General features: G+C 59.3%; 14 protein-coding genes and 4 tRNA genes. 1 reads left to right on the top strand and 17 read right to left on the bottom strand.

Annotation, left to right across the window (positions count from 1 at the left end; all coding sequences use genetic code 11):
• Position 1 precedes the first annotated feature (1 nt).
• The 5 genes from cysD to ACIOTL_RS09860 all read right to left on the bottom strand — a co-directional run bounded on the left by cysD (position 2) and on the right by ACIOTL_RS09860 (position 4,958).
• Positions 2-925: a sulfate adenylyltransferase subunit CysD gene (gene cysD / locus ACIOTL_RS09840; protein ID WP_105658472.1), complete on the bottom strand. Its 924-nt coding sequence runs from the start codon at positions 923-925 to the stop codon at positions 2-4.
• A 10-nt stretch (positions 926-935) separates the two neighbouring features.
• Positions 936-1,658: a phosphoadenylyl-sulfate reductase gene (locus ACIOTL_RS09845; protein WP_105658471.1), complete on the bottom strand. Its 723-nt coding sequence runs from the start codon at positions 1,656-1,658 to the stop codon at positions 936-938.
• A complete protein-coding gene (locus ACIOTL_RS09850) occupies positions 1,655-3,355 on the bottom strand; it encodes a nitrite/sulfite reductase (RefSeq protein WP_105661442.1) in 1,701 nt (566 codons plus the stop codon). Before ACIOTL_RS09850 ends, ACIOTL_RS09845 begins: the two co-directional genes overlap by 4 nt.
• Before the next feature lie 67 nt (positions 3,356-3,422).
• Positions 3,423-4,163, bottom strand: a complete 741-nt coding sequence (locus ACIOTL_RS09855) for a sirohydrochlorin chelatase (RefSeq protein ID WP_105658469.1) — start codon at positions 4,161-4,163, stop codon at positions 3,423-3,425.
• A gap of 30 nt (positions 4,164-4,193) precedes the next feature.
• Positions 4,194-4,958: an SDR family oxidoreductase gene (locus ACIOTL_RS09860; RefSeq protein WP_388022223.1), complete on the bottom strand. Its 765-nt coding sequence runs from the start codon at positions 4,956-4,958 to the stop codon at positions 4,194-4,196.
• A gap of 459 nt (positions 4,959-5,417) precedes the next feature.
• Here ACIOTL_RS09860 and valS point away from each other — a divergent pair, with 459 nt between their 5' ends.
• On the top strand, positions 5,418-8,039 hold the full coding sequence (valS, locus tag ACIOTL_RS09865) for a valine--tRNA ligase (protein WP_105658467.1): 2,622 nt from the start codon (positions 5,418-5,420) through the stop codon (positions 8,037-8,039).
• A gap of 56 nt (positions 8,040-8,095) precedes the next feature.
• On the opposite strand, the gene ACIOTL_RS09870 is transcribed toward valS, so the two are convergent.
• The 12 genes from ACIOTL_RS09870 to ACIOTL_RS09925 form a co-directional block, all read right to left on the bottom strand.
• A complete protein-coding gene (locus ACIOTL_RS09870; RefSeq protein WP_400342445.1) occupies positions 8,096-8,290 on the bottom strand; it encodes a hypothetical protein in 195 nt (64 codons plus the stop codon).
• Positions 8,291-8,360: 70 nt separating this feature from the next.
• Positions 8,361-9,368, bottom strand: a complete 1,008-nt coding sequence (locus ACIOTL_RS09875) for a trypsin-like serine peptidase (protein WP_400342446.1) — start codon at positions 9,366-9,368, stop codon at positions 8,361-8,363.
• An 897-nt stretch (positions 9,369-10,265) separates the two neighbouring features.
• Positions 10,266-10,874 (bottom strand): DsbA family protein, encoded by a 609-nt coding sequence (locus ACIOTL_RS09880; protein WP_400342447.1) that lies wholly within the window; start codon positions 10,872-10,874, stop codon positions 10,266-10,268.
• 40 nt (positions 10,875-10,914) lie between these two features.
• The gene (clpX, locus tag ACIOTL_RS09885) at positions 10,915-12,207 is read right to left on the bottom strand and encodes an ATP-dependent Clp protease ATP-binding subunit ClpX (RefSeq protein WP_105658464.1); all 1,293 of its coding nucleotides are present in this window, start codon (positions 12,205-12,207) and stop codon (positions 10,915-10,917) included.
• Positions 12,208-12,374: 167 nt separating this feature from the next.
• Complete coding sequence (locus ACIOTL_RS09890) at positions 12,375-13,034, bottom strand: ATP-dependent Clp protease proteolytic subunit (protein WP_400342448.1); 660 nt, start codon at positions 13,032-13,034, stop codon at positions 12,375-12,377.
• 47 nt (positions 13,035-13,081) lie between these two features.
• On the bottom strand, positions 13,082-13,705 hold the full coding sequence (locus ACIOTL_RS09895) for an ATP-dependent Clp protease proteolytic subunit (protein WP_286134321.1): 624 nt from the start codon (positions 13,703-13,705) through the stop codon (positions 13,082-13,084).
• A gap of 223 nt (positions 13,706-13,928) precedes the next feature.
• Complete coding sequence (tig, locus tag ACIOTL_RS09900; protein ID WP_105658461.1) at positions 13,929-15,260, bottom strand: trigger factor; 1,332 nt, start codon at positions 15,258-15,260, stop codon at positions 13,929-13,931.
• An 87-nt stretch (positions 15,261-15,347) separates the two neighbouring features.
• Positions 15,348-15,422: transfer RNA gene (locus ACIOTL_RS09905), tRNA-Pro, on the bottom strand.
• Between the two features lie 157 nt (positions 15,423-15,579).
• A tRNA-Pro gene (locus tag ACIOTL_RS09910) sits at positions 15,580-15,654 on the bottom strand.
• A gap of 142 nt (positions 15,655-15,796) precedes the next feature.
• Positions 15,797-15,871, bottom strand: a tRNA-Pro gene (locus ACIOTL_RS09915).
• An 812-nt stretch (positions 15,872-16,683) separates the two neighbouring features.
• A tRNA-Gly gene (locus ACIOTL_RS09920) sits at positions 16,684-16,757 on the bottom strand.
• A gap of 186 nt (positions 16,758-16,943) precedes the next feature.
• On the bottom strand, positions 16,944-17,912 hold the full coding sequence (locus ACIOTL_RS09925; protein WP_400342449.1) for an Fpg/Nei family DNA glycosylase: 969 nt from the start codon (positions 17,910-17,912) through the stop codon (positions 16,944-16,946).
• Positions 17,913-17,914 lie beyond the last annotated feature (2 nt).

The following is a 17,914-nucleotide window of genomic DNA, read 5'->3' on the forward strand; positions in this document are numbered from 1 at the left end:
CTTAGAAGTACCCTTCGGTCTTGCGGTCTTCCATTCCCGCGGCGGAAATACGGTCGTCGGCGCGGGTGGCTCCGCGTTCGGTGATGGTGGCGACGGCCAATTCATCGAGCACCTTCGCCACGGTGTCGGCGGCGGAGAGCACCGCACCGGTGCAGCTGGCGTCGCCCACGGTGCGGTAGCGCACCTGCTTGACGACGACCGGCTCATCGGCGTTGGGCTGGCTGACGCTGGTCAGTGCCCGCCACATGCCGTCGCGTTCGAAGACCTGGCGGCAGTGCGCGAAGTAGATCGGCGGCAGCTCGATGTTCTCGCGCTGGATGTAGGCCCAGATATCGCGTTCGGTCCAGTTGGAGATCGGGAAGGCGCGCACATGCCAATCCGGCTCGTGCCGCCCGTTGTACAGGCTCCAGATTTCCGGGCGCTGGTTGCGCGGATCCCAGACGCCGAACTCGTCGCGCAGGGACAGGATGCGCTCCTTGGCGCGGGCCTTGTCCTCATCGCGGCGCGCCCCGCCGAAGACCACGTCGAAGCCGTTGGATTCGATGGTGTCCAGCAGGACCCGGGTCTGCAGGCGGTTGCGGGTGCCGTCGGGCAGCTCGGCCAGCTCTCCGCGGTCGATGTACTCCTGCACGGAGCCGACGACGAGGTTCAGCCCGTACTTTTCCACGACCGCGTCGCGGAAGTTGAGCACCTCGGCGAAGTTGTGGCCGGTATCGATGTGCACGACGGGGATGGGCACGCGGCCCGGGGAGACGGCCTTGGCCAGCAGGTGCAGGACGACTACGGAGTCCTTGCCGCCGGAGAACAGCAGTCCGGGCTTGTCGAATTCGGCGAGCACTTCGCGGATGATGTGGATTGATTCGGCTTCCAAGGCGTCCAGGACGCTGCGCTGGGTGCCTGCGGGCGCGTTAGCGGTGATGGTCATGATTCGCTCCTTAGACGTGGATTCCGCATTCGGTTTTATTCAGCCCGGCCCAGCGGCCAGCCCGCGGGTCCTCGCCCTCGGCTACCGGCCGGGTGCAAGGCTGGCATCCGATGGACGGGTAGCCGTTGGACAGCAGCAGGTTCACGGGTACTTGGTGCCCGGTGGCGTAGTCGATCAGCTGATCGAAGCTCCAGGGCGCCACGGGATTGAATTTGACCAGTCCGTGCTTCTCGTCGAAAGCGACCAGGGGCGTGTTGATGCGGGTCTCAGCTTCGTCACGGCGTACCCCGGTGAACCACGCGCTGTATCCGGACAGGGATCTGGCCAGCGGGTCCATCTTGCGCAGCTGGCAGCAGGCGGCCGGATCCCGGGAGAACAGGTCCTTGCCGAACTTCGCATCCTGTTCGGCCACGGTCAAGGCAGGCAGCACGTCGACGATGTTCACGTCCAGCGTGCGAGCCACTTCGTCGCGGGTTCCGTGGGTTTCGGCAAAGTGGTATCCGGTTTCCAGGAACAGCACATCGACCTTGGGCAGCTGCGCGCAGACCAGGTGCGGCAGCACGGCATCGGCCATCGAGCAGGCCACCGCTACCTCGTCGGCGTCGAGGTGCTCAGCTGCGAAAGCGACGACCTGGTCCGCTGTGGCATCCCAGCCCAGCTCGGCGGCGCCCAGCTTGGCGATGCGCCGCAGTTCGGCCTCGCTGCGGGTACGTACTGGGGTCGGCTTGCTCATTTCAGCTCATCCTCTTCAGCTCGGTGGGCCCAGGCAGCGAAGGATTCCCCTTCGGCAGCCGAGGCCGAGTAGTTCTTCACTACCCGCTCCACGTATTCGGGCAATTCATCAGCCGCGACCTTGAGCCCGCGCACCGTGCGCCCCAGGGCGGCTTCGCCATTTTCGAAACCGGCCAGGGTGCCACCGAGGTGAACCTGGAATCCGGAGACCTGTTCTCCCTGGTCGTTGGTAATCAGCTGGCCCTTGAATCCGAGGTCCGCTGTTTGGATGCGGGCGCAGGAGTTCGGGCAGCCATTGACGTGCAGAGACAGCTGGCGAGGCAGCTTGCCCTCGTGGTCGGCCAGGCGATCCTCGATTTTTGCTACCGCGTCAATCATGGTGTCTTTGGTGTCCACAATGGCCAGCTTGCAGAATTCGATACCGGTGCAGGCAATGGCCGAACGCTTGAACAAGCTGGGGAATGCCTCCAGGCCCAGGGCGCGGGCCGAAGCGACGAAGTCCTGCACCTGCTCTTCGGCGATGTCCAGGGCGATGATCTTCTGGTGCGGGGTGGTGCGCAGCCGGGTGGATCCATGGGCTTCGGCCAAATCGGCAAGGCCGGTCAGCGCGGTACCGGATACGCGGCCAGCCGGAGCGGTCAATCCGATATAGAACTTGCCGTCCTTCTGCTCGTTGACCCCGCTGTGGTCTCCTGCTTCGGTGGGCTGCTCCGGCAACGGGCCGTCGGGCAGCTCGTAGCCCAGGTACTCATCTTGCAGCACCTGGCGCATTTTTTCCGTGCCCCATTCGGCCAGCAGGAACTTCAGGCGTGCGCGGTTGCGCAAGCGGCGGTACCCGTAGTCACGGAAGATGGAAACTACGCCCTCCCAGACATCCGGTGCCTGCTCTTCGGTCACGAAGGCGCCGAGGCGTTCGCCCAGGCGGGGGTTTGCCGACAGCCCGCCGCCAACCCACAGGTCGTATCCGGGGCCGAGCTGCGGGTGGACGGTGCCGATCAAGGCGATGTCGTTGATTTCGTGGACGACATCCTGGCTTGGGTGGCCGGTGATGGCGGTCTTGAATTTGCGCGGGAGGTTCGCGAATTCCGGCTTGCCGATGTAGCGGCGGGAAATTTCGGCGATCACCGGGCTGGGATCGATGATCTCGTCCTTGCTGATGCCTGCCACCGGAGAGCCGAGGATGACACGGGGCACGTCGCCGCAGGCCTCGGTGGTGTGCAGGCCGACGGCTTCCAGCCGCTGCCAGATCTCCGGGACATCGACGACGTCGATCCAGTGCAGCTGGACGTTCTGGCGATCTGTCAGGTCGGCGGTGTCGCGGGCGAAGTCGGTGGAGATCTGGCCGATGACGCGCAGCTGCTCGGTGGTCAGGGCGCCGCCGTCGATGCGCACGCGCAGCATGAAGTAGCGGTCTTCAAGTTCTTCTGGGCTCAGCGTCGCCGTCTTGCCGCCGGGGATCCCCTGGGCACGCTGGGTGTAGAGGCCCCACCAGCGGAAGCGGCCGTGCAGATCCTCGGGTTCAATGGAATCGAAGCCCTGCTTCGAGTAGATTTCCTCAATGCGCTGGCGCACGTTCAGGCCGTTGTCGGCGGCCTTCATCTCTTCGTTGGCATTCAACGGGGCAGGGCCGTCGATTTTCCATTGGCCGTTGGGTTTTGCCGCTCTTGTGGAGCGAACTGGTGTGGTTGTCTGCGTCATGTCCACCAGCGTAGGAACTGCCCCCAGGGGGTCGGCAACCTGCCGGTGTCACATGGCTACGCGTTGCCTAACGAGTTAGGACTTCGTCATCTGGAGACATGAAAAGCTCCTCTTCGAGCGCCTTTTGCAGTCGCACAAGGAAACATTGAGCAATCATTACGTCAGGAAGCAGGGGGCTTGTCACCACGCCTGCCCCCGTGCTAGCCAGCTTCTGCTGGAAGAATCCGTCGGCGAGCAGCGAGCTGAGCACGAGCACTGGACGCGCGGCAGCATTTCCCACGACGTCAGCGATCCGTGGCTGGGCCCCTGCGCAGTAGCCCACCTGCACTTCGCGCTCCAATAGGACAGCGAGCTGCTCGGCGAGATTCTTGACCTGGTTTTGGCCGACTTCCAATCTCGTGCCCGCCGCCGCCAAGACAACGAGCGGGTCGTTGGCCAGGTGCCCTGCGGCGCGTTGCGCCAGGACTTGGGCCAGCTCCGGCAGCGGACCCAATGGCAGGGCGGCGGAGGTTCCCGCGCGCGAGGCGACCGCCTGCGCAATGTCGTGCGTCGTATGAACGCCGTCGGAGACCAGCAGCGGCAAGACCACTGCCGGCTCGCCTTCAGGCAAACCGGCGATAACCGTTTCAAGCCGGGGCTCTTGGACATCCACATAGGCTTCGTGCCAGACAAGCTGCACCGGGAATCGCTCTTCGCTCCGCCGTTCCAGGTCGGCACGCAGATCATGGATTAGTTGCTGCCCGTTGGCGTTGTCCGTGCCGTGGGATGTTGCGACAACATGTATCTTCTGCTGGGTCGCTTGACTCATGAATTGATCCTCACCGATGTTGTTGGGCGCCTATTTGGCGCTGCGCACTAGCTTGTGGTTGGCGGCCTGCGCCTGCGGGCGGATGACAATTTCATCCAGATTCACGTGGGCCGGGGCGCTGACCGCATAGCGGATGACTTCGGCAACGTCTTCACCGGTCAAGGGACTCTCCACACCGGCGTAGACGTTGTCGGCGGCGCTCTGGCTTCCCAGACGACGGAGCGCGAACTCTTCTGTCTGCACCAGGCCGGGCAGGATCTCGATTACCCGCAGCCCGTTCTCGACTTCTTCAAGACGAAGCGCCTGGGTCATGGCACGTTCAGCGGCCTTTGCCGCGTTGTAGCCGCTGCCGCCTTCGTAGCTGGCCAGTGCGGCGGTGGAGGTAACGTTCAAGACGGTGCCTCGCGCCTCGCGAAGCTGGGGCAGCAGTGCACGGGTCAAGCGCATGGTTCCCATGACATTGGCTTGCCACATGAAGTCCCAGTTTTCATCGACCGCGTCGGCCCAGGTTTCGGTTCCACGCGCACCGCCGGCGCAATTGACCAGCGTATCTGCGCCGCCATGCGCGGTGACCGTTTCTACCAGTGCGTCGACATCTGCCTGCACGCTGACATCTGCTGGCACCGCGATCGCACCGCATTCAGCGGCGAGCTTTTCCAAGCGGTCGGCCCGGCGGGCTACTGCGAAGACGGTCCATCCTTGTGCGCGCAACGCACGGACTGTTGCCTGGCCAATTCCGCTGGAAGCTCCGGTAACAACGGCCGAACGGGAAGAAGTCTTATCTGTAATTGTCATACGTCAACTGTAGAACCAGATCATTACCAGTTGGTAAGGCATGAATTTCTCTTACATTTCATGCGGCAAGATTTTCTTCCGGGCCAGGGCCTGGAATCCAGGGCGGCGAGCGTCGGCGGTGCCGCCAGGGCCATGGCCGATGCTGTCCCGCCTGCGCCTACTGCGCGGCGGCAACGTGCAGCTGGCGCGGCTGCCGGAGGAATGCAATCGGAGGGAATATCTTGCGTAAGCGGAGCCATGCAGGAATGCGCCAACGCCAGACGGCGCTGCTATGCCCGGGTGCACCGTGCCGCTGGTGCGGGCGACAAGGCGATTCGGCGTTCGCGGCAGGACGGCTGAGCCAAGGGCCGCCGGTCCGGCACAGGCTTTTGATCCAGCTGGTCCCGGCTGGACAGCGGCGTGGTGCAAGCCATGGGCAACAATGACTGTGCGCCGGGCAAAACATGGAAGAATAGACGTATGGCAGAAGAAAACTTGGGCACAGACACGCCCGCAACGGTTTCCGTTCCTGACAAGCCCGCTTTGGAAGGCTTGGAAGAACGTCTTTCGTCCCGGTGGCGCACCGAGGGCACCTATCACTTCAATGAGGACACGACTCGCGAAGCCGTGTACTCCATCGACACTCCCCCGCCAACCGCTTCGGGTTCGCTGCACGTAGGACACATGTTCTCGTACACGCAGACCGACGTGTTGGCTCGCTACCAGCGCATGATCGGCAAGAACGTGTTCTACCCACTTGGTTGGGATGACAACGGCTTGCCTACCGAGCGCCGCGTGCAGAACTACTTCGGCGTCCGTTGCGACCCGACCAAGCCGTACATCGAGGGCTACCGTCCACCGGAAAAGCCTGCGAAGAACCAGCGCGACTGGGATGTCATCAGCCGCAAGAACTTCATCGAGATCTGTGAAGAGCTGGCGGTCGAAGACGAAAAGGTCTTCGAGCAGCTGTTCACCACCCTGGGCCTTTCGGTGGACTGGCGCATGACCTACCGCACGATCGACGACAATTCGCGTGCAACTTCGCAGCGCGCCTTCCTGGACAACCTGGCAAAGGGCGACGCCTACATGGCTGAAGCTCCAACCCTGTGGGACGTGACCTTCCGTACCGCAGTGGCCCAGGCCGAACTCGAAGACCGGGAAATGCCCGGCGCCTACTACCGTTATGCATTCGACGCTGAAAACGGCGAGCAGGTCTTCATCGAGACCACCCGCCCGGAACTGCTCGCTGCTTGCGCCGCGCTAGTGGCCCACCCGGATGACGAGCGCTACCAGCACTTGTTCGGCAAGACCGTGACCTCGCCGATCTTCGGAGTTCCCGTCACCGTCCACCCGCACCCATTGGCCCAGGCCGACAAGGGTTCTGGCATTGCCATGGTGTGCACGTTTGGCGACTTGACCGACGTGACCTGGTGGCGCGAACTGCAGCTGCCAACCCGTCCGATCATTGGACGCGACGGCCGCATCCTTGCAGACACCCCCGAGTGGATCACCACCGAGGCCGGCAAGGAAGCGTACGCCCAGATTTCGGCAAAGACCGTGTTCTCCGCCAAGGAAACCGTCGTCGAGATGCTTTCCGACGCGGGCCTGCTTGATGGCGAGCCGAAGAAGATTTCCCGTCCGGTGAACTTCTTCGAAAAGGGCGACAAGCCGCTGGAAATCGTGACCTCGCGCCAGTGGTACATCCGCAACGGCGGCCGTGATGAAGAACGCCGCAACCAGATGATCGCACGCGGCCAGGAAATTGATTTCCACCCGTCGTTCATGCGCTCGCGCTACGAAAACTGGGTTTCGGGCCTGAACGGCGACTGGCTCGTTTCCCGCCAGCGCTTCTTCGGCGTACCAGTGCCAGTGTGGTACCAGGTCAACGAGCACGGCGAACCGAACTACGATGCGCCGCTGTTGCCGACCATCGACCAGCTTCCGGTTGACCCGGCAGCAGACGCGCCGACCGGCTACACCGAGGACCAGCGCGGCTCCGCTAACGGCTTCATTGGCGATGCCGATGTCCTGGACACCTGGGCAACCAGCTCGCTGACCCCGCAAATCGCTGGCCGTTGGGGCCGTGACGACGAGTTCTTCTCGAAGGTCTACCCCTTCGACCTGCGCCCGCAGGGCCACGACATCATCCGTACTTGGCTGTTCTCCACCGCGGTTCGCGCAGATTCCCTGCACGGCAACGCTCCGTGGAAGCACGCTGCGATTTCGGGCTGGATCCTGGATCCGGACCGCAAGAAGATGTCCAAGTCCAAGGGCAACGTGGTTGTACCTAACGAAGTCCTGGATAAGTTCGGCGCGGACGCCGTACGCTACTGGGCGGCCAGTGCCAAGCTGGGTGCCGATACCGCGTATGAAATCAACCAGATGAAGATCGGCCGCCGCCTGGCCATCAAGATCCTCAACGCCTCGAAGTTCGTGCTGAACTTGGGCGCGACCGACGCCAACGTCCTGACCGATGACGCTTCGGTAGTCACCAACGGGCTGGATCGTTCGCTGCTCGCTCGCCTGTCGACCGTTATTGAAGACGCCCAGCGCGCTTTCGACAACTACGACTATGCTCGCGCACTGGATATCACCGAGTCGTTCTTCTGGTCGTTCACCGACGACTACGTCGAATTGGTCAAGGACCGCGCCTACGGCGGCCACGGCGAAGCCGAGCAGGCGTCGGTTCTGGCTACCCTGGCCACCACCCTTGATTCCGTGCTGCGGCTGTTCGCGCCATTCCTGCCATTCGCTACCGAAGAGGTTTGGGGTTGGTGGCGCACCGGGTCGGTGCACCTGACCCAGTGGCCAAGCACCGGGCACTTGTCCGCTGCAGTGGAGGGCTCCGACCCGGCGGTACTGCCACTGGTTGGCGTCGCTCTCTCGGGCATCCGCAAGGCCAAGTCCGATGCGAAGGTCAAGCAGCGTACCGAAGTGCTCTCGGGCGAGATCCACGCTCCAGCGTCTCAGGTTGCGCAGCTCAAGGCAGGATTCGAGGACTTGAAGTCCGCGGCGAACGCCCGTGAGCTGACCCTGGTTGAAGCCGACGGTGAAATGACTGTCACCAACGTTGAATTGGCTCCGGCTGAAGAAACCGAATAGCAGTTGAACCAGAAAAACCGGTTGCCATCCCGTCATCGGGATGGCAACCGGTTTTGCTATTTCTGCCCTTGCTCCTCCCCCGCATCAGGGTCATCCGTCTCGGGTGGAGACTGGACGGTTTTCTCCATGGGCCGAGCCGCGCGTCGACGTTCGCCGGCGAAGTGTTCCAGTTGGTCTTCCGCGCTGGACTCAAGACGATGCTTCTGGACCGAGTCTTCTGACCCGGCAGCTGGCGAATTTCCGTCGGTCATCTTCTCTTCCCATCTACTTGCAGCCAGCAGCTGGATCCCCATCGATGTCCAGCTGCTGGGCTATTAGTGCTTAGTTCTGCGCGCTCTGGTATGCCTGCTGGATCACCGAGCCCCAGTACGGTCCGAACATGGTGTCGCGCACCGAGCTGTAGCCGAAGCTGTTCACAGAGTTCTGGTAGCCGTTAGATCCACTCCCCAGGAACCATGGGCCACCGGACGAGCCGCCGGTCATGTTGCATGGAATGCCCTGGGACTGGGACTGGCCAAACGGATCGTCGCTGGAGTATCCGCTGCACGATTGCAAGGTCTCGCCGTTGAATGGCGAAGCAGCTGGGTAGCCGTAAGCAGTGTAGTACTCTCCGCGCGCCTGGTTGAAGGCGACCCCCGAAGCGCCAACAGCATCAGTCAAGGACGCACCACCGCTGGAGCTGACCACGGCGAAGCCTGTGTCATAGGTGATGTCCCCGCCATTTGACCATTCAGTTGGTGCCACCAGCTCGGTCGCTGCGAAGGGACCGTAGGGTGCTTTGCCGTTTTCATAGGCTGGAACGAAGACCCAACGGGTTGCGAATGAACCGGGTCCTTCATTCAGGCAGTGGCCAGCGGTGGAGACCGTCGACTCGTTGGCGGAGACGACAGCGTTGCCAGAGCACACGTAGTCTGATCCGCCGAGAGTGAAGAACACCTTGCCGATGTGCGAAACCGGTGTTTCCTGGGTAGCGCGAGTCTTGCCACCCTTCGTTTGGGCCTGCTTTCCGGCTGCCGCCTGCGCGCCATGACCGGCGACCTTGGCCGGCTTGCCGGCTTCAACCTTGGCAGCCGAACCCGACTTGCCAGCTACGAGTGAATCTGCGTTCTTTGCGGCTTTCATCCGATCCGCGGTCCAGTAGGATACCGCTGCGTCAGCCTTCTGTTCCGAGATCGTGATTGACTCGACGTCGCCACCAGTGGTCGTCGGCGCTGCCGAGGCCATCGGTGCCACGCCGAGCATCAGCGCGCCTGCAAGAACCGCGGCGCTTGCCAGCTTGCGGCGCCCCTTGCCCTTGGATGAATCCGTAATTAGAGAACGAATCTGCACGATTTAACTCCTTGTCCAGTGGCTTCTTTGCCACTATCGATGGGGTGCTGTTGCACTCGTGGGAAACAGTCAAACACACACTTCAAGCATTTTCTACAGGAATATTTTCCTCCGCCCGCCGCGTCACCGACCTGCAACGGCCACCAAGTTGTGAAGCGAAATAGTTTTGAAACAGATACTTTCAATCGATTCCCCGGCGCCACGACTCCCCTTCGAATGAGCCCGTGCATTTCAGGTGATTTCAAACCAGCCCCTGAATACCAGTGAGCCGAATCACACGCCCAGAGTCCGGCCTTGCCGCGCGAGACCAGAGCAGCGTGTCTGAATATATGAAATAGAAGCTTCGGTAACAGATACTTTCCCGGCTCCGCGATGTCTGCCCTGTAGGAAAAAATATGCATTAATTAGGCTTTAAAATTGGAATTATTCGACACCCAATAGAGCCGGTTGCCGATGCCGACGGCCTACCTCCACGACTTGCCTTGCGATCCGATGACGCCTGCGCACTCTGCAAAGGCAGCTTGAACTGTCCGCCCGCCGCGCGCCGTTGCCCTGGACTCATGAGTCATCATCCGAGCCTAAGAAACGGAGGTTCGAACGACGCACCAATTGGACTGCGGAACCGTCTCCGGCCAATATGAACCGCGTGCTCCGCGATCCGACGAGAAGGTGAAGCACCGGTGCAACGAATGGCGGATGCACAGAATACTGGTCCGGCCCATGCGGATCGGCACCTTGATGGCGCGCCTTCCTCCGTCGGCGGATAGCCAATCGTCCCGTGGATTAGTGGCACCGGAGGGCGAACACCCGGCCCTCCATGCCAAGCGCCTTCACTGATTAAAAACCAAGGACGCTGCCTCGCAATGAGACAACGTCCTTGGAACAGAAAATTCCCGCTTAGTCGAAAACCGGGCTTTCGGTACGAGTGCGCTTCATTTCGAAGAAGTACGGGAAGGATGCGAGCTGCGCCGCAGCGTCAAACATCTTTCCTGCATCTTCCCCAGTTGGAATACGGGTAATGACCGGACCGAAGAAAGCAACGCCATCAACGGCGACGATTGGCGTGCCTACATCCTGCCCCACCAAGTTGATGCCTGCCTCGTGGCTCGAGCGCAGCACGTCATCGTTGGCATCGGTATGCGCAGCTTCAGCGAGTTCCGCCGGCAATCCCGCCTTCTGCAGCGCCTTGGCGATGACTTCATCACGATCTTCGATCTTCTCATAATGGAACAGTTCACCCATGGCGGTGTACAAGCTGTCCTTGACTCCCTCGCCGTGTTCCTGGGCAGCACGCGTGACCACCCGCACCGGCCCCCATGAGATGTCCATCTTGGCGCGGTAGTCAGCTGGAAGGTCGCGGCCTTCGTTAAGCATCGAGAGGCTCATGACGTTCCAGTTCACGTCGATGTCGCGGACCTTCTCCACTTCCTTGATCCAGCGGCTCGTCGCCCAAGCGAACGGGCAGATAGGATCGAACCAAAAATCAACTTGCTGACGTTCAGCCATGAACTACCAACTTTCTTCCGAAGAGAATTTTTGAATACGGCTAGGCGGACTTCATATCGCGCTTGGCCACCATCGCGTGAGAGAGCAACGTGGGATCTTCACGGTCGATGACGGTTGCCCGAGTAATGACCACTTCGGCAACGTCGTCGCGGCTTGGAAGGTCGAACATTACGCCGCCGAGCGTTTCTTCAAGAATCGACCGCAAACCACGCGCGCCGGTCTCGCGTGCAATAGCCTGTTCTGCGATTGCTTCCAGTGCCGACTGGTCGAAGCTCAAAGCCACGCCATCCATCTGGAACATCTTCTGGTACTGCTTGAGAAGTGCGTTCTTTGGTTCGGTCAGTACGCGCACTAGCGCGTCCTTATCCAGATGCTCCACCGTGGTTATCACCGGCAGGCGACCAATGAATTCTGGAATCAGGCCGAACTTGAGCAAGTCTTCCGGCCGAACATCCGAGTAGGAAGCGGTCTCCGACTTCAGCGCTTTCAGCGGAGCACCGAAACCGATGCCCTTCTGCCCGGCCCGTGAAGAAATAATTTCTTCCAGTCCGGCAAAGGCGCCGGCAACGATGAACAGGATATTGGTGGTGTCGAGCTGAATGAAATCCTGATGAGGGTGCTTGCGGCCACCCTGGGGCGGCACCGCAGCGACTGTGCCTTCAAGGATCTTCAGAAGCGCCTGCTGGACGCCTTCACCGGAAACGTCCCGGGTGATCGAAGGGTTCTCGCTCTTGCGGGAAATCTTGTCGATCTCGTCAATATAGATGATGCCGGTCTCGGCCTTCTTGACGTCATAGTCGGCAGCCTGAAGCAGCTTGAGGAGAATATTTTCCACATCTTCACCCACGTAGCCTGCTTCAGTCAGGCTTGTAGCGTCGGCGACAGCGAAAGGAACATTCAGCTTCTTCGCCAGCGACTGCGCCAGGTACGTCTTACCGCATCCGGTAGGACCAATAAGCATGATGTTGGACTTCGAGACTTCCACATCATCCAGCGGGTCATCGTTAGTCAGCGCCGCAACAGGACCGTGGTCCTGGTTGCCGTGGATACGCTTGTAGTGGTTATAGACAGCGACCGAGAGAGCACGCTTGGCGTTCTCCTGGCCGATGACGTATTCCTGCAGCGAGTTGAAGATCTCGCGTGGCTTAGCCAAGGAGAACTCTTCGTGCACCTGCTCTTCGGCGAACTCTTCAGCGATGATTTCGTTGCAGAGTTCGATGCATTCAGTACAAATGTAGACACCATGGCCTGCAATTAGCTTCTTAACCTGCTTCTGGCTCTTCCCGCAGAAAGAGCATTTCAACAGATCCGAGCCTTCACCCATGCGTCCCATCGCACCATTCTCCCGTTTACTTGAGTAGCTGTGGACTTACTCAATTCTAGGCTAGTAGTCCCCCAAATTAGATGAATATGGCGGTTTACCTGTGTTGTGCCGTCTGCCTTTGGACAGACCAACAACTAGGTAAACCGCCATTCATCATGGATTATTCCAAGTATGCGCTAGCTTCCCAGCTGAGCACGGTTCAGCTTACGAGGAGTCAATACCTCGTCTACGATGCCGTACACCTTGGCTTCGCTAGCAGTCATGAACAAGTCACGCTCCACGTCGCCGCGCACCTTCTCAACGTCCTGGCCGGAGTGGGAGGCAATGGTCTCTTCCAGCCAGCTGCGCATGCGCATAACTTCCTCGGCCTGGATCTGCAGGTCAGTCGCGGTGCCGCGTTCGCCGCCACCCATTGCTGGCTGGTGGATCAATACGCGCGCGTTAGGCAGGGCCAAACGCTTGCCCGGGGTACCAGCTGCGAGCAGTACTGCTGCTGCGGACGCCGCCTGGCCAAGGCACACGGTCTGGACCTCTGGGCGGATGAACTGCATCGTGTCGTAGATTGCAGTCATCGCGGTGAAGGAACCACCTGGCGAATTGATGTACAGGGTAACGTCGCGCTCAGGGTCCATGGATTCCAGGACCAGCAGCTGGGCCATCACGTCATCGGCCGATGCGTCATCAACCTGGGCGCCGAGGAAGATGATGCGATCTTCGAATAGCTTTGCGTATGGGTCCTGGCGCTTGAAGCCGTATGGGGTGCGCTCTTCGAACTGTGGCAGGATGTAGCGGGCCGACGGCATCTGACCGCTAACGGCTTCCGGATTGAAGTTCATGGTTTTCTCCTAGGACAAATCTTTGGGTATCAAGCGATGCGGTGCGACTATTTGTTGTCGTCGCCTACGAAACCGTTGACCGAGCCTGCGTGGGTTGCGATCTGATCGAAGAAGCCGTACTTCAAGCCATCTTCTGCGGTGAACCACTTATCACGCTGGTTGTCGATGAGGATCTGCTCCACGGTCTGACCGGTCTGTTCTGCAGTCAACTCGCTCATGACCTTCTTCATGTGCATGATCAGTTCAGCCTGGATCTTGATATCCGAGGCGGTACCGCCGATGCCGCCCGATGGCTGGTGCATCAGGATGCGGGCGTTCGGCGTAGCGAAACGCTTGCCCGGGGTGCCCGAGGACAGCAGGAACTGGCCCATCGATGCGGCCAGACCGGTTGCTACGGTCACGACGTCATTCGGGATGAAGTTCATGGTGTCGTAAATGGCCATGCCAGCGGTGATCGATCCACCTGGCGAGTTGATGTACAGGTAGATGTCCTTCTCAGGATCCTCTGCCGAGAGCAGCAGCAACTGCGAGCAAATGGCATTCGCATTGTCGTCGCGGACGTCGGAGCCCAGCCAGATGATGCGCTCCTTGAGCAGGCGGTTGTAGATGTAGTCATCACGGCCGGCCGGCTCTGCGGCTGCCATAGTGGGAGTGCGCGAATCATTTGACATGTTCTCTACCTCTTCCAAACGTGTAGATCAGTTTCTGGAATCTCTGTTTCTAATCCCATAGCTACAACTGGTTACTTTGAGATTACTTACTTCAAGCCATTCTTGGGCCGTTTCATGCCCCTGTTTCGCTCACGGCGCATGATGCACGCCCGCAGCGAACAAAAATGGCCATCGGCGGCTTGTTTTGAACAAGCGGCCGATGGCCATCAGAGTTTAGTGAAGACTACTTGGCCTCTTCGGCCTCAACCTCAGCAGCTTCTTCTTCACCGGCTGGCTTGACGAAGGAGGTCAGGTCAACTGCGGCACCGTTGGAATCGGTAACCTTAGCGAACTCGAGAACCTTTGCAAGTGCCTTGCGGCGGCGAACTTCGCCCATGAGCATTGGAACCTGGCCTGCGCCGTCCAGCATCTGTGCAAACTGGTTTGGCTCCATGCCGTACTGGCCTGCGGTCTGAACGATGTAGTCGATCAGCTCGGACTGCTCGACGCCAACTTCTTCAGCATCTGCAACAGCGTCGAGGATGATCTCGTTCTTGAAAGCACGCTCGGTGTTCTCGCGAACCTCTGCGCGGTGCTCTTCGGTGTCGTGGTCTGCTTCAGCGTCTGGTGCGTTGAAGTGCTGCTCGATCTGCTCATCGATAACCGATGCAGGAACAGGAACCTCAACCAGTTCAACCAGCTTGTCCAGAACCAGCTCGCGAGCCTCTACGCCCTGCTCGACAACCTTGCCCTCTGCAGCGTCCTTCGACAGGTTCTCGCGCAGCTCGGCGATGGTGTCGAATTCCGAAGCCAGCTGAGCGAAGTCATCGTTAGCTTCTGGCAGTTCGCGCTGCTTCACAGCGTTGACGACAACCTTGACGGTTGCGGTCTTGCCGGCGTGCTCGCCGCCAGCCAGGGTGGTCTCGAAGGTTGCGTCTTCGCCGGCAGACAGGCCGGTAACAGCCTCGTCCATGCCCTCAAGCATGTTGCCGGAACCGATCTGGTAGGACAGGCCCTGTGCGGAGTCGACTTCTTCGCCTTCTACAGCAGCGGTCAGGTCGATGGTCACGAAGGAGTCTGCAGCTGCTGGAGCTTCAACTTCCTTCAGGGTGCCGAAGCGGCCGCGCAGATCGTCGAGAGCCTTCTCGATGTCCTCGTCAGCAACTTCCTTGGCCTCAACAGAAACTTCGATGCCCTTGTAGTCCGGAAGTTCAACCTTCGGACGTACGTCTACCTCGAGGGTGAAGACCAGCTGGCCTTCGCCTTCCTTTTCGAGGGATGGCAATTCGGTGATGTCTACCTCTGGGCGGGACAGCGGGGTGAGTTCGTTCTCAACCATTGCCTTCTGGTAGTACTCGTTCAGACCTTCGTTGACGGCAGTCTCGATGACATGGCCGCGACCGACGCGCTGGTCGATCATCTTTGCAGGAACTTTGCCCTTGCGGAAGCCTGGGATCTGAATCTGCTGAGCGATGGTCTTGTACGCCTCATCGACGCGGGGCTTCAGTTCCTCGTAAGGAACTTCAACGGTCAGCTTAACCCGGGTCGGGTTGACGTTTTCGACGGCGCTCTTCACAGCGTTGTACTCCTGAGTTGTCTAATATTAGGTCTAATCTGCAAAAAACCCCGCAACATGGTGGCGTTGCGGGGTTGTTCGACAGAGTCGGGGTGACAGGATTCGAACCTGCGACCTCACGCTCCCAAAGCGCGCGCTCTAGCCAAGCTGAGCTACACCCCGATTAGCAGTGAACAGTCTAACCCGAGTTATCCTGTATCCACTAATCGTTTGTGATGCTTACTAGTTACTTTTTACGGTTCTTAGTGATCACAAGATCTAAATTATATTTAGCTCTCAAATTTCACGAGCTGAATCCGAAGATTTTTCACTCGTAAAGTCGGGGTGACAGGATTCGAACCTGCGACCTCACGCTCCCAAAGCGCGCGCTCTAGCCAAGCTGAGCTACACCCCGATTAGCCAGGAAGCCGCATCAAGCGATGCTTTGCTCCAACTAACCGTTTTGCTTGAATACCGAGAATTTTTCAATTTCCGCCACTCACGAGGACTGATCTCTCAGTTCTCAATTCTACGGCTGAATTGCTTCAGCCATAAAGTCGGGGTGACAGGATTCGAACCTGCGACCTCACGCTCCCAAAGCGCGCGCTCTAGCCAAGCTGAGCTACACCCCGGTAAAGTTCAGAAGAAAGCTTGTTTCATCTGGACTAACCGTTTTGCAATCGGTCCGGGAATGTTTTGTTTCCCGTGCTGATCACAAGAAACTAAGTTACACGGGTTCGGACCAAAAGCAAAATCGAGGATTTTGCATGTTGCAGAAAGACATCCGCATGATTTAGCGGTTTTCCTCGTTTCACAAGCCAGAATTTAGCCAAAACTCGCTTTTTCGTGAGTTGAATTACAGGTGGATTTTCGAACGACCGCAACACCAGTGCCGCCGGCCGACTGGAAGACAAGAACCACCCATTCTCCTTTGAAGCATTGACTGGGACCCAGATGCGGCCGATTATTTTTTCCAGGTGTTCAAGCATCGACTGTTGCTTTGCTCGGCGACCCGGCACATAATCCGTGGCTGCTGGACTAAACCCCGGTCGAAACCAAGCGTCACGCTTGCAAACCTGACGCCATGCCAACAGCTCCCAGGCAGGCGTGAGGAGGGTGCGAGTTTGGCATATTTGAAAGCGGGAAATCGCCAATTCCCGAAGCTGCACCCCGGAACGCGAGGCTCATCGAATCAATTAGCGACGTTCGGCGACGACTCTTCTCCGCCGCTGACGAAGTGAAGGGGCCTGGGAAAAACGCTCCCCGCCGATGCATAAGAATGCGATTTGACGTCCAGGAGCAGAAAAAAATGGAAGCCGCAAACATTATCGGAGCCTCATTTCTGCAGTGACCCGAAATGGCTGCACTACGCAGAGGAGGCCAGGAAAAGAGCGGCCTTCGTCCAGATACGCGAAAAGGCCCCGCACGGCGAGACCTTTTCATTTGGAGGGGATGACGGGAATCGAACCCGCATCATTAGTTTGGAAGACTAAGGCTTTACCACTAAGCTACATCCCCATTTCGAAGCTTCTGCGCTTCGAACAAGATTCAGTCTAGACCATAAAACTCTTGCTTTGCAAATCGGGGATTCCATGTCTCACTTGGCACCTCTCCCTTATCACTGCCGTACGGTGATGGTTAGCAAAACACGCCGACGAGCCTGAACGAAAAGAACTCCGCTCGTCCCATCGACGAATCTGCAGCTTATGCCTTCACATGTTTGCGCGGAAGCTTCTGGCAACGAGGGCACCAGTACAGCTTGCGAGCCGCGATTTCGGCCAGGGAAATCTGCGCCGAACATTTCCGGCACCCCATTCCCTGCCGCTGATAAACGTAGTACGCGTTATCGGGCCAAACCACGCCCTGTGGGTGGCGGTCTTCGGGCAAGGTAGTGATGATCTTGCCATCGCGAACGCCGTCTTCCATTACCGATACGATGTCCCACCAAAGTGATTTGGCCTTTTGAGCACTGAGTTCATTCGCCGGCAATTCCGGAGCGATTCGATTCCGGAATAGGGCTTCCGCTCGGTAGATATTGCCGACACCAGAAATGAGCGCCTGGTTCATGAGCACGATGCCAATGGCTGTCTTGGTCTTCATCAGGTTCGCCCGGAATTCCTTGAAGCCCGCTTCAAGCCGAATATCTGCGTCCGCTAAATCAGCCTGGCCTTTGGCTGCCCTGAAACGCACTGCGGACCCAATCAATGGATCCGGGCCGAGCTTATCCAGATGAATCTGGACCTGTTCGTACTCCAGAACCTCGCATGCAGTTGGCCCGCGCAAATCAGCCCAGCCGTGTTCGGAAACGATCCGCGCTCTAACTGCTCCTACCGGTGCGGGCGGGCCGGTGTACTTCTCAGCATCCGTACTGACACTGGCTTCGATTTCACCAATCTTCCGAGGGGCGCCAATCGAGGAAGCACCCGTAAAGTAGCTGTCTCCCCCGAAATTGAACGCGCCATAGAGCCCCAGATGCACTCGCAGATAGAGATCGTTGGAAAAGCGGCAGAAGAGCTGCTTGCCCTTGGCAAAGGCCTGTTCCAGCTGATGGCCGTCGATGCGCGCGGCATCGGAGCTGAAACGGCCCTGCGGAGAAGTAACCAGGACCGTTTGCCCGCCAAAGACATCGTCGAACTGGCGGGCAAGTCGGTGAAGGGAATGACCTTCAGGCACGA

The sequence above is a fragment of the Glutamicibacter sp. NPDC087673 genome (assembly GCF_044743255.1).
Classification (GTDB): domain Bacteria; phylum Actinomycetota; class Actinomycetes; order Actinomycetales; family Micrococcaceae; genus Glutamicibacter.